Source organism: Bradyrhizobium uaiense (assembly GCF_010811875.1).
GTDB lineage: Bacteria > Pseudomonadota > Alphaproteobacteria > Rhizobiales > Xanthobacteraceae > Bradyrhizobium > Bradyrhizobium uaiense.
In genome coordinates this window covers 13,217-25,511 of the sequence record NZ_VKHP01000010.1, presented here as the reverse complement: position 1 = coordinate 25,511, position 12,295 = coordinate 13,217, and the positions used below count along the sequence as shown (strand labels likewise).

The 12,295-nt window shown below is 65.3% G+C and carries 12 protein-coding genes; 4 read left to right on the top strand and 8 right to left on the bottom strand.

Annotated features, from left to right (window positions below):
• Both FNJ47_RS04650 and FNJ47_RS49780 read left to right on the top strand, forming a co-directional pair.
• The gene (locus tag FNJ47_RS04650; RefSeq protein ID WP_163151195.1) at positions 1–819 is read left to right on the top strand and encodes a tetratricopeptide repeat protein; all 819 of its coding nucleotides are present in this window, start codon (positions 1–3) and stop codon (positions 817–819) included.
• Positions 820–882: 63 nt separating this feature from the next.
• Positions 883–1,032: a hypothetical protein gene (locus FNJ47_RS49780; RefSeq protein WP_165445528.1), complete on the top strand. Its 150-nt coding sequence runs from the start codon at positions 883–885 to the stop codon at positions 1,030–1,032.
• A 494-nt stretch (positions 1,033–1,526) separates the two neighbouring features.
• On the opposite strand, the gene FNJ47_RS04645 is transcribed toward FNJ47_RS49780, so the two are convergent.
• From FNJ47_RS04645 to FNJ47_RS04625, 5 genes are all read right to left on the bottom strand, one after another.
• Entirely contained in the window at positions 1,527–2,144 is a 618-nt protein-coding gene (locus FNJ47_RS04645; RefSeq protein WP_163151094.1) for an Isoquinoline 1-oxidoreductase subunit, read from the bottom strand.
• 11 nt (positions 2,145–2,155) lie between these two features.
• The gene (locus tag FNJ47_RS04640; protein WP_163151092.1) at positions 2,156–2,680 is read right to left on the bottom strand and encodes a 2Fe-2S iron-sulfur cluster-binding protein; all 525 of its coding nucleotides are present in this window, start codon (positions 2,678–2,680) and stop codon (positions 2,156–2,158) included.
• Positions 2,677–5,451 carry a xanthine dehydrogenase family protein molybdopterin-binding subunit gene (locus FNJ47_RS04635; RefSeq protein ID WP_163151193.1) on the bottom strand — a complete coding sequence of 925 codons (2,775 nt, stop codon included), beginning with the start codon at positions 5,449–5,451 and terminating at the stop codon, positions 2,677–2,679. The genes FNJ47_RS04640 and FNJ47_RS04635 overlap by 4 nt, the downstream gene beginning before the upstream one ends.
• A gap of 142 nt (positions 5,452–5,593) precedes the next feature.
• Positions 5,594–6,685, bottom strand: coding sequence for a hypothetical protein (locus FNJ47_RS04630; protein WP_163151090.1), 1,092 nt, complete (start codon positions 6,683–6,685; stop codon positions 5,594–5,596).
• Positions 6,686–6,964: 279 nt separating this feature from the next.
• Complete coding sequence (locus tag FNJ47_RS04625) at positions 6,965–7,408, bottom strand: DMT family transporter (RefSeq protein WP_163151089.1); 444 nt, start codon at positions 7,406–7,408, stop codon at positions 6,965–6,967.
• A gap of 159 nt (positions 7,409–7,567) precedes the next feature.
• Here FNJ47_RS04625 and FNJ47_RS04620 point away from each other — a divergent pair, with 159 nt between their 5' ends.
• Positions 7,568–9,190: an ABC-F family ATP-binding cassette domain-containing protein gene (locus FNJ47_RS04620; RefSeq protein ID WP_163151087.1), complete on the top strand. Its 1,623-nt coding sequence runs from the start codon at positions 7,568–7,570 to the stop codon at positions 9,188–9,190.
• 1 nt (position 9,191) lies between these two features.
• On the opposite strand, the gene FNJ47_RS04615 is transcribed toward FNJ47_RS04620, so the two are convergent.
• Positions 9,192–9,824, bottom strand: coding sequence for a DapH/DapD/GlmU-related protein (locus FNJ47_RS04615; protein ID WP_163151085.1), 633 nt, complete (start codon positions 9,822–9,824; stop codon positions 9,192–9,194).
• Between the two features lie 75 nt (positions 9,825–9,899).
• On the bottom strand, positions 9,900–10,874 hold the full coding sequence (locus FNJ47_RS04610) for a glycerophosphodiester phosphodiesterase family protein (protein WP_163151083.1): 975 nt from the start codon (positions 10,872–10,874) through the stop codon (positions 9,900–9,902).
• 284 nt (positions 10,875–11,158) lie between these two features.
• On the opposite strand from FNJ47_RS04610, the gene FNJ47_RS04605 reads away from it, so the two are divergent.
• Positions 11,159–12,034: an MBL fold metallo-hydrolase gene (locus FNJ47_RS04605; protein WP_163151081.1), complete on the top strand. Its 876-nt coding sequence runs from the start codon at positions 11,159–11,161 to the stop codon at positions 12,032–12,034.
• A gap of 27 nt (positions 12,035–12,061) precedes the next feature.
• Here the strand turns inward: FNJ47_RS04605 and FNJ47_RS04600 are convergent, their stop codons facing one another.
• Positions 12,062–12,256: a hypothetical protein gene (locus FNJ47_RS04600; protein WP_163151079.1), complete on the bottom strand. Its 195-nt coding sequence runs from the start codon at positions 12,254–12,256 to the stop codon at positions 12,062–12,064.
• Between the last annotated feature and the right edge of the window lie 39 nt (positions 12,257–12,295).

Below are 12,295 nucleotides of genomic sequence, written 5' to 3'. Positions count from 1 at the left end.
ATGTTCAAACCGCTCCAAGCCATTCTTGTTGCCGCGGCGCTGGCAGCGCCGGTACTTGCTCGTGCGCAATCGGCCGATCTCGTGCTGTGCGACCGGCTCGCAGCCGATCCCTCTGATCCCGACAAGCCGGCCGACGTGAAGGGCGTGGGCGACATCGCGTCAGCCGATGTCGCGACCGCGATCAAGTATTGCGGATTGGCGGCAAAATCGTCGCGCCGCGCGATGTACGAGCTCGGCCGCGCCTACGCCGCCAACCGGCAGACGGCGGAAGCCGCAAGCGTCTGGCGCAAGGCCGCCGACAAGGGCTCGACATCGGCGATGGTCGAGCTCGGCGTGCTCTACGGCAACGGCACCGGCGTCGCCAAAGACGAGGCGCAGGCGCGCAAATTGTTCGAGCGTGCGGCGCAGGCCGGCAACGCGCGCGGCGTCAGCAATCTCGCCGCACTCGGCGGCAGCACGGCGTCAGACCCCGCACGCGCGCGCGAATTGCTCGCCAAGTCTGCCGAGACCAATGCCGAGGCGCAGTACCAGCTCGGCATGATGCTGGCTGAAGGCAAGGGCGGTGCGCAGGATGATGCCGGCGCGCGCGCGTTGTTCGAGAAGGCTGCCGCGCAGAACCATCCGGGCGCGCTGGAGCGGATGGGCGCCTTCGCGCAGGCCGGCCGCGGCGGGCCGAAGGATGGCGATGCGGCAAAAGCCTATTATGAACGGGCAGCCGCGCTCGGCGACGAGGACGCCAAGAAGGCACTTGAGCGCGCGCGCTGTCCCTATGTCATCAAGGACAAGCGCGGCAACGCCGTGACCAATCTCTGCTTCTAATCAAACAGGAACGTCAGCGCCTGCGTCTCGTTGATATGCGAAACGCATTGGCGAGGCGAAGTCATGATCCGCAAGCTGCGTTCCGGCGCGTACCGGCTGTATTCCCGCAAGGTCAATCCGAAGACCGGCAAGCGCCGCAATCTCGGCACCTTCAAGTCGCGCGCGGCCGCGGAGAAGCACGAGCGCGACGTGCAGTATTTCAAGCGGCATTGAAGCTGGTTTGAACTGGCGACAGCGAAGACGCTGCTCTCCCGCTTGCGGGCAGGGCCATCGCATATGGCGCTTGCGGGCTTCTGCGATGTATCCGCGTCGTCATGGCCGGGTTATGGAACGAGGCTGATAGCCGGATGCGATAGCCTGCCATCGCAAGGGCGCACTGACAAATATCGAAAACAACCCCATGCAAAGTAGCCGGCGGCCGCCCGCGCTCGACAAGGCTACGTTCGACACGAGAACTTGACTCGTCGGGCAAATCAGCGGTATTCTTCGATTATCCAGAAATCGTGACGTGAGCCTGCGGCTCCTCCAACACGTCGTCCCTGCGAAAGCAGGGACCCATACGCCGCGGCAGACCTTGTTGAAGGGAATCGTCGTTCCGGCATCGCCCAGCAATTGGCATTTGTGGTTATGGGTCCCTGCTTTCGCAGGAACGACGATGAGGATGGATCTCGATTCAAGGCGTCACACTACGCGGTGATCCCCGCCGCTCACGGCGCGGGGCAGGCCGCGCCGGTTTTCACCCAGGCCTCGACCAGCGCGCCGGCCTGCGCCTGCGTGCCGGGTGCCGGCGAGCGGCCGAAGCCGGGATGCCAGGCCCAGCCGACCAGCGTGTCCTTGCCGATATGCTCGACCAGGTCCTCGACCCTGCGTACGCCGTTGCGCGCGGGGTCGCGGATCTGGGCGCAGATATCGCCGATGGTCTTGCCGGCCCAGGCCATCTCGCGCGGCGCGAGATGCCATTCCGGATGCCCGGGCACGCGGCCGGGATCGAAATTGGCGTGCTGGTGGCAGATCGAGCAGCGCATCGTCGCAACGCCGTGGCCGTCGGTACCGCGCGTGACGGGTGGCTGGTGCATGCGGCTGATATCGCCTTGCCGCGGGCTGTCGCCGGCGGGGTGGCAATTGGTGCAGCGGGGATGGGTCAGCACCTTGCCGAGCTCGGTGAAGATCGCCGCAGAGCGCTGCTCGACATTCTCGATTCCGGCAAAGCTTTCCGGGGAGGCGAGGGCGTGGCTTGCGCTCTCCGATGCCGCGTATCCTGCGCACAGGCTGGTCGCGACCGCCGTCACGACTGCAATGATCCGAAACCGCGTTTCCGATGACATCGCTCGCGGGCTCATTTGTTGGCGGTCAGATAGCGGCTGGAATCGGCGAGGATCACATCGCGCACCGCCTGGTGATATTTGATGTAGCCGGTGCAGCGGCACAGATGGCCGTCGAGCGCATCTGCAATCACGGCCTCGAGCTGGTCGCGCGCGACCGGCGTTTTCGCCAGCCGTTCGAGCAAAACCTGGCCCTCATTGAGGAAGCCGGCGGTGCAATAGCCGCACTGGAATGCGAAGTGGTCGATGAAGGCGCGCTGCAACGCCGAGAGTTCGCCGTCTTTGGCGTGGCCCTCGACGGTGCGGATCGCCATGCCGTCGAAATTCGCTGCCGGCACCACGCAGGTCGGGCTGGTGAAGCTGGTGCCGTCGGGATTATCGATGATGACGGCGCAGCTCAGGCATTGCGCGGCGCCGCAGCCGAACTTGGTGCCGGTCATCCCAAGCATTTCGCGCAGGAAGTCGTTCATCGAGAGGTCGTCACGGACCTCGATCGGGCCGTGCTTGTGGCCGTTGATGGTGAGGGTGAGCGTCGTCACGCAAGCGCTCCCTTGAGCAGGGCTGATGTCACCGGCAGTGAGCGGAAGCGATGGCCGGTGGCATCGTTGATGGCGTTGAGCAGCGCCGGCACGATCGGGATCATCACCACTTCGGCCATGCCCTTCGGCGCTTCGTCCGGCGTCAGCGGCGGCAGCATCTCGATCTCGAGGTCGTGCAGCGGCAGGTCGGAACCGCGCGCGATCAGGTACTGGCCGAGATTCCACTGCCCGTTGCCGGGGCCGCCTTCGAACGGCGGCAGGGTCTCGAGCAGCGCGTAGCCGACGCCCATCGCGAACCCGCCATGGGACTGGCCGAGCACGACTTCGGGCACCAGCGCCTGGCCGCATTCGAACACGCTGTAGGCCTTGGCAATGCGCAGGATGCCGGTCGCGCGCTCGATCTCGACGCGGACCAGCGTGCCGCACATCGAGGTGTAGGCAGTGCCGATCCGGTTGTTGTCGGTCGGCGGAAACTTCACGCTTGTTCGGTCGATCCGCTCGAACCTGCCGCGGCCACGGCGGATCGCCAGCGCATCGATCTCGGCGCGGTATTGCTCGCCGAACAAGGGGAAACGTGCGCGCGACCAGGCCCAGCGCGAGAAGCTGTGCGCTACCGCGCCGGTGACGAAGCCGCGCTTATGCGCGGTTGCCGCAAGCTGCGACAATGGCTGCGGTGCGAGATCGTCGAGCACCAGTTGCCCGCCCTGCCAGCGTGCCTTGTCCCACTGCCGCGCGCGCGGATCGGCCTTGCCGATGTGCCAGAGCTCGAGCGCTGCCGGCCAGAGGCCGAAGCGGAAGATGACGCGCGCCGCCTCGGCCGCCGAATGCGTGCCGACATGGGCACCGATCGACGCACTCGTTGCCGAGCTGATCGCGGGCACCCAGCGCGGGTTCTTCTCGGCGAGGTCCTGGGTCTTCTGATCCATCGTGTAGGGATCGCCCGAGGTGACGAGCCCGAGCGCGTCGAAGCTGTCGACCCGGGAGACGGCGACCTCGTCGGCGACGGCGCCGAGATGGATCACGACCCGGTTCGCAAGTGCGGTACCAATGCCGTTGCCCATCTCGACATGATCGCAGTGGATCGCGATCCGTCCGTCGGGATCGATCTCGACTCGGCCGAGCGAGCAATCCGCGCCCGCGCCGTAATCCTTGGTGACGCAGGCGACGCCGGTGCCGACCAGCCGTCCCTCCGGGGCCTTCTGCTTGAACGCGGCGCGCTGCTGCCAGATCGGATGCGTCTCGAGCTTGTCGAGCATTTCGGGCGTGCGCACCGACACGATGTAGGGATTGCCGGTCATGGTCCGGCCATTCTGTTTGAGCGCATTGTTGCGGCGAAATGCGATCGGATCGACCTTGAGCTCGCTGGCGACCTCGTCGATCAGCACTTCGAGCGCGGTCATGGTCTGCAGCGTGCCGTAGCCGCGCATCGAGCCTGCGGTCACGCCGCGTGAATGCAGCGCCACGGTGGTGACGTCGACCTTCGGGACGTCGTAGATGCCGATCGCTGCGGTCGCTGCGACGGTTGCGACATTGGCGGAGAAGTTGGCGAGCCCGCCGCCGTCGAGCACATGGTCGGCGGCGAACGCCGTGATCTTGCCGCTCGCGCGATCGATGCCGATCCGCGAGCGCATCTTGATCGGGTGGCGTTTGATGCCGCCCTGGAATTGCTGGTAGCGGTCGTGTGCGAGCCGCACCGGCCGTCCCGGGAAGAACATCGCCGCCAGCGCGACGTAAAGCACGAACGGGGTGTGGTCGCGGCCGCCGAAGCCGCCGCCGACATGGGCGAACTGCGCGTTGATGTGCGAGGGCCTGAACGGGGAACGGGCCTTGCCCAGCATGAAGGCGATCGACTCGGTCGCCTCATAGGGCGACTGCACGCCGAGCACCAGTTCGAGCGTTTCGCTGTTGTCGCTGTACCAGGCGAGGCCGCTCTCCGGCTCGAGGAACATCGGATCGACCGACTGGGTCTCGAACTCGCGGTCGAGCACGAGCTGTGACGGATCATCCTTGTCGAGCTGGGCGCGGATCTGCTCGCCATAGGTGGCGGCCTTGGCGTAGTCGGCCTTGGTCTCCTTGGCGAGCGGCAGCCAGACCGGCAGCGCCGCATTCTGGATGCGGCTCGGCGAAACCCAGCCGGCCAGGATCGGCGAGTAGACGTCGGGCGCGTCGGGCGTGGCGCCGGCCACACGCGTGAAGCGATAGGCGCCAAAGTTCGGCAGGGTGACCGGGCCGGTCTCGTCGCCGAATTTGACGAAGCCGACATCGCGCAGCGCGAGGCGCGCCCGATCGAAGGCGTCGAATTGCTCGAAGATCAACAGTGCAACCGGCTGTCCCAGATAGATCGGCGTCTTGCCGATCGGGCAGAACAGATCACCGGTGTAGAACTCCGGCACCCGCGCGCCGATCCGGTCAAGATCGGCTGCGGTGACGACAACGGACGGCTTCGCCGGACCGTCGAGGCGGGCGAGGTCCATGCCGGCATAGACATGCGTGGCATCATTGGCGCGGACCAGGATGGCGTGCGAGGTGGTCGCAGGCCAGCCCGGCATGTCGGCGGCGCGAAAATCGGAGGCGTAGAGTTTTGCGCCGGTGACTTTCGCCACCCCGTCGACACGGCCTGCGCCCTTGGCCGCCGGATTGAAATGGCCGCGCCCGGGCAGTGTCTCGCGGCTCGTGAAAGCCGGCTCCTTCGCAAGCGCCAGATGCGACAGGCTGACTGAAATGCCGCCCGCCGACAGCCACTTCACGAATTCGCGTCGCGAGGGTCGCATGGTCGGATCTTTCATCAACACCTCGCCGGCATATCGCGCCGGGGTTTAACGATCTGTGCAAGACACGCGAAAGTATTGCGGCAAAGCCGATGCAATCGCAACGCCGCAATAGGTCGTGGCCCTCTCACTTGTCGCTTTGGCCTCACTTGAGGTCGGCAATGGTGGCCGGTCCCGGGCCCGGCGTGATCAGCGTCGGCCACTGCTTGGAACCGAACGGCACCAGCGGCGGCAGGAAGGTCGTCATGCCGCGCGTCTTGGTCTCGGCGATGATCGCCTCGCGCGCATCGCCCCCCATCAACTCATAGTCCATCAGGTGGTAGCTGCCGAAGAACAGCGCCCCGACCGAGCGGTCGGCGATGATCCGGGTCAGCGATTCCAGCATGTCCGACGGCGTCGTCGTGAATGAGATGGTCTCGATCAGCATCAGGCGGCTGTTGATGGCATCGGGCCCGAAAAACTGCGCCAGCACGCTGAAGATCACGTTGTTCTGCCGCGCCACATAGATCGTGTTGCTCGCGCCGTAGGTCTTGTCCCAGTCGGCGCCGAGCTGGGTCTTCCAGTCGGCCATGACCGTCATCCAGTGCGCGACCTGGGTCTGTGCGGCCCAGGCGACGTTCTTGGCCAGCAGCGGGGCCTGCTTCTTGCCGAACGCCTCGAGCGTCGCGAAGGGGATGGCGCCGGCGGTGAGGCATTCGTCCATGAAGGCGAGGTTGTTCTTGAGGATGGCGCGGTTGTTGTCACGCCAGTCCGCCTGCATCGGCGTGGCATCGAGCCCGTCGAGCGCCGACTGCATCCGGCTGCGATAGGCCTGCATCGACCCGCGCCATGATTTGTCGTCGGGATTGTTGACATAGGGGCCGACCACCTCGGCCAGCGCCATGGTGCTGTGGCCGACCGACTTGAGCAACTGATAGACGATCGGCACCTGCGGCGCCTCGGTCGGCGGCTTGCCCGGCCGGTACAGGATCAGGCGGCCGCCGGCGCCGGAGAACAGGCCGAGGATCACCGGGTGCTTGTCGAGGACGTTCTTCTGGAAGATCCTTGCCGCATCGCCGTAGAGCTCGAACATGCCGGTGTTGAGTGCGAGCACGTCCTTGGTCGCGACATCGGCCGGCGTCGACGAGGTCTTGCCGGAGATCGGTGCCATGTAGTCGGGCAGCGACTGGGCCAGAGCGGCACCGCCACTGCCGAGCAATAACGCCAGTGCGGCGACCAAACGGAAACAATGGGTCATGTGATGCTCCTTGCAGCCTCCGACCCATGCCGAAGTCCGCGATGCGGCCTCTCGACGATGGCGGATGCGCAATTCTTTTCTGACGCAAATGAACTGGGATGGGCGATCCCGCAGGACGCAACACGACGAGGGCGGGTGCTTACAGCTAAGCGACGAATCGGCGGGTGTCCACACCCGGAGATTACCCAGGGTGGCTGCGCCATAACGTCATACGCCGGCGGAGTCAGCGGAGCTTTCTCATTCAGGGAATCGATCGCGGCGACCGGCTTGTCGATGGCCTCAATCCTTGATCAGGAGCACGCCGCCGATGATGAGCGCGATGCCGGCCAGCCGTGACACCGACACCGGGTGCTGCGCCAGCCCGAACATGCCGAAATGGTCCATCGCGATCCCCGCGAGCATCTGACCCGCGACCACCAGCGCCAGCAAGGTGGCAGCACCAAGTGAAGGCAGCAGCAGGATCATCAGCAAAATGAAGACGCCGCCGAGGATGCCGCCGCTCCAGGCCCACCAGGGCACAGCCGTCACCAGTTTCCAGGACGGAACCGGCTCCCGCGTTGCGACCAGCACGACCGCCATCGTCACGAGCCCGCCAAGATAGCTGACCAGCCCGGCCCATGCCGGCGAGTTGAGGGCGGATCGCAGATTGCCATTCAGGACTTGCTGCGTGGCTACGCTGATGCCGGCGCCGAGCGCGAGAAGATAGAGAAACCAGACCTGCATGTGATGCCCCAGAACCGATCGCCGAAGGATTCCTGTCATATTCCATTGGCAACGATCGTGGCATGCATGAAGCGCGGCGCGAAACCCGCGGAATGGGCTTCCACCCGCGTCCCAGATCGAATAAGAGGCCGCAAACCCTCATTTCCCCAGCATTAAAGCATGATCCGCCTCGATAACGTCTCCAAGCAAGTCGGCCACCAGATCCTCTTCATCGAAGCCTCCGCCGCGCTCCAGAAGGGCGAAAAGATCGGCCTTGTCGGGCCGAACGGCGCCGGCAAGACCACCCTGTTCCGGATGATCTCGGGCCGGGAAATCCCGGATGAGGGCCAGGTCTCGCTCGATCGCGGCATCTCGATCGGCTATTTCAGCCAGGATGTCGGCGAGATGTCCGGCCGCAGCGCGGTCGCCGAGGTGATGGACGGGGCGGGACCTGTCAGCGTGGTCGCGGCCGAGCTACGGGAACTCGAGGCCGCGATGGCCGACCCCGACAAGGCCGACGAGATGGACGACATCATCGCGCGCTATGGCGAGGTGCAGCACCAGTTCGAGGAGCTCGACGGCTACGCCCTCGACGGCCGCGCGCGCGAGGCGCTGGCGGGCCTCGGCTTCAGCCAGGAGATGATGGACGGCGACGTCGGCAAGCTCTCGGGCGGCTGGAAGATGCGCGTGGCGCTGGCCCGCATCCTGCTGATGCGTCCCGACGTCATGCTGCTCGACGAGCCGAGCAACCATCTCGATCTCGAAAGCCTGATCTGGCTCGAGCAGTTCCTGAAGGGCTATGAAGGCGCGCTCTTGATGACCTCGCATGACCGCGAGTTCATCAACCGCATCATCAACAAGGTGGTCGAGATCGACGGCGGCCAGCTCACCAGCTATTCCGGCAATTACGAGTTCTACGAACAGCAGCGCGCGCTCTCCGACAAGCAGCAGCAGGCGCAGTTCGAGCGGCAGCAGGCAATGCTCGCCAAGGAGATCAAGTTCATCGAGCGTTTCAAGGCGCGCGCCTCGCACGCGGCCCAGGTGCAGAGCCGGGTCAAGAAGCTCGACAAGATCGAGCGGGTCGAGCCGCCGCGGCGGCGCCAGACCGTGGCGTTCGAATTCCAACCGGCGCCGCGTTCCGGTGAGGACGTCGTCAGCCTGAAGAACGTTCACAAGGCCTATGGCAGCAAGCGCATTTATGACGGGCTCGACTTCATGATCCGTCGCCGCGAGCGCTGGTGCGTGATGGGCATCAACGGCGCCGGCAAGTCGACGCTGCTGAAACTGGTCGCCGGTTCAACCGAGCCCGACGACGGCGCGGTCGCGGTCGGCGGCAGCGTCAAGATGGGCTATTTTGCCCAGCATGCGATGGATCTGCTCGACGGCGAGCGCACCGTATTCCAGTCGCTGGAAGACGCCTTTCCGCAGGCCGGCCAGGGCTCGTTGCGCGCGCTTGCCGGCTGCTTCGGCTTCTCGGGCGACGACGTCGAGAAGAAATGCCGGGTGCTCTCGGGCGGCGAGAAGGCGCGGCTCGTGATGGCCAAGATGCTGTTCGATCCGCCGAACTTCCTGGTGCTGGACGAGCCGACCAACCATCTTGATCTCGCCACCAAGGAAATGCTGATCAACGCGCTCGCCGAGTTCGAGGGCACCATGCTGTTCGTCTCGCATGACCGGCACTTCCTCGCCGCGCTCTCCAACCGCGTGCTGGAACTGACGCCGGAAGGCATCCACCAATTTGGCGGCGGCTACACCGAATATGTCGCGCGCACCGGCCACGAAGCGCCGGGGTTGCGGAGCTAGCTCAAGCCCGCCACCGCGCGCAAAAAGCTTCGACGTCGCCGGACTGGAATTCCGGGAGGCGCTCCCAGATGGTGTCGGCCGGCCAGTTCCACCACGCGATCTGCGACAGGTCGGCCGCGATCTTGCGGCTGAAGCGCTCCCTGATCGGCCGGGCCGGCACGCCGCCGACGATCGTGTAGGGCGCGACGTCGCGTGAGACCACTGCGCCGGCTGCCAGCACCGCGCCGTCTCCGACGGTGACGCCGGGCAGCACGATCACGCCATGGCCGATCCAGACGTCGTTGCCGATCACGACGCGGTCCGCGCGCCGATCGCTGAAGAAGCCGTGATCGCGCTCGGCGGAGGCCGAGTAATATTCCGGGCAGTAGGTGAAGCGATGCTGCGACGGGCGCTCGACCGGATGATTGGGCGCACCGATCCGGACCTGCGCGGCGATGGCGCAGAAGCGACCGATCACGGCGTCAGCGACCATGCAGCCGCTGCCGAGATAGGAGTAATCGCCAAGCTCGGTGTATTCGATCGCGGTGTCGCCGAGGACTTCGCAGCAACGTCCGACCTTGACCTCCCGCAGCTTGACCGTCGGCTCGATGACGGTTTCGGCAAGCTTGGGGAGGGAAGGATTCGGTTCGGTCATAAGGTTTGTCCTCGATGCGGCGAGCCGTCTCAGTCGCACGATTTCTGTTACGGTGAGATGACAGAAGATGCGGATCTACCGGCCGGTGAGGCGGGCGATGGCCTCGATTTCATTGGTCCAGATGCCGCCGGAATAGTTTTCCGGCAGTCGCCGGAACGTGTCGGCATCGTCGACCCCGGTCGAGAACTCGCCGCCCTGATAGGGGCCGAGCACGAACACCGCGCTGTTGGCCGCCGCCATGCGGTCGAGGAAGCGGTCCGGCCAGCCCCATAGCCAGGGCGCGTAGTTGATCGGCACCAGCACGATGGCGTTGCGGCAGGCGCCCGGCACGATGCCGGTCCAGCCATAGCCGAGATAGCGAACCAGGCAGCTCTTGATCGCTGCGCGCGAAATGGTGCGCGTCTCCGGCGAAAGACGCCGGACGGCCTCGATCGGCTGGTCGCCGCCATAGACCATGATCAGCTTGCGCCGCTCGGCGGGGAGCTGGTTCAAGACCGCCGAGAGCTTCTCGCCTTCGGCGGGATCGCGGCTCTTGATGTTGATCAGGAACCGGCGATCCGGAAAGGTCTTGAGCACCTCATCCAGCGACGGCATCAGGCCGATGCCCTTGCCGCGGAATGGAAAGGTCTTGCCGCCATCGGCCGTGTAGCCATAGCCGATATCGAGCATCTTCAGCCGCGCCATCGCCTGTTCGCGGGTGACGCCCTGGCCGTCGGTCCGGCAATCGACCGTCCAGTCGTGAAACACCGCGAATTCACCATCGGTGGTCGGATGGACGTCGAACTCGACGATGTCCGCGCCGCGATCGAAACTGGCCCGCATCGAGCGGATCGTGTTCTCGAGGTAGTCATGGCTTGGCGGCAGCATGCGCGCCGCGGTGCAAGTGTCGTTCCTGAGATTGCGCTCGTCGAACCGTTGCGCGATGCCGCGATGGGCGAGGAGCACGGGCTTGCCGCCGGAGTGGGGCGCGAGAAGGCTGGAGTTGTTGAGGTAGATTCCGGCTGTGACGGCAACGATCGCCGCTGCCGCGTATTTCAATTTCCTGCCCACGCGACTCGTTTCCTTGCTGGACCGTCGCTCCGGGTAGGAGCCGTTTTGGGTCGATTTGCGGCAGCCCAATCCTTCAAGGCGTCGGCCGCGGCAATCGACCTCAGCATCGCGCAAGCAATTCTGCTCGCGCGATGGGTCATCTCCGCAGCATGGACAACGTTCCGGATGAATTGCGGCAGCAGCGTTCCCGGCAATGCAATGCCGCATGGGGCGCTGCGCGGCGTTCGGCTTGTGAGGCCGGGCGCTGCCCGCTACGCTTTGCAAAAAAGCGGGAGTGAAACGGCATGAAGCAGATCAGGATCGGCGACATCACGATCGACGCGGTGATCGAGCGCGAGGGGCCGTGGCGGCGGCCGCAGGATTTCTTCCCGACCTATAACGATGATGTGTTCAAGCATCATTTGAAGACGATGGAGCCGGAAGTCTTCGATGCCGCGCGCGGCATGATGGTGATCACCTACCAGACCTTCGTGGTGCGGACGCCGCGCTACACCATCCTGGTCGACACCTGCACCGGTGAGGACAAGGGACACCCGCCGCCGTTCGACTTCCCGGGCAAAGAGCGCTGGCGCAACGAACTGATTGCGCTCGGCATCTCCTACGAGCAGATCGACTACGTGTTCTGCACCCATCTGCATATCGACCACACCGGCTGGAACACCACGCTGCGTGACGGGCGCTGGGTGCCGACCTTCCCGAACGCGAAATACGTCTTTCACAAGGGGGAGTATGCGGCCTGGGAGGCCGAGAATGCCAAGGGCGCCAATCCGCCCGGCACGGTGTTTCGCGACAACTGCCTGCCGATCGTCGAGGCCGGGCAGGCGCTGTTGGTCGACGACGACTATGCGCTCGACGACACCGTCACGCTGACGCCGACGCCGGGCCACTCGCCTTGCCATTGCTGCGTCAACATCTTCTCGAAGGGGCAGCGCGCGGTGGTCGCCGGCGATCTGATGCACCACGCGATCCAGTGCCGCGAGCCGGAGTGGTCGGCCAAGCCGGATTGGGATCCGAAGCAGTCGGCTCTATCGCGGCGAAAATTCTTTGCCTCGGTTGCCGAGACCGACACGCTGATCCTGCCGATCCATTTTCCCGCCCCGACGGTCGGTCTGATCAAGGCGGACGGCGAACGCTTCGACTATCGCTTCAAGCGGGAGTAGGCGCGGGCCGCCGGGTGCTCGGTGCTGTCAGACGCGCGCGGTGCGGGTGCGCCGCGGGACCTGGGTCAGAAACCGTTCGAGATCAGCGCACAGGCGATGCGCGAGTTCCTCATCGATCGCGAACGTCGCGACGGTGCCGGCGCAGTCGATTTCGATGGTCCCGCGCAATGGCGCGGCGGAGGTGGTCGACACCTCGATATCTGTCGCTCTGTGCGTTGTCATGTCGTCAACTTCCCCCCTCAGGCCGGTCTGCGTAAATCC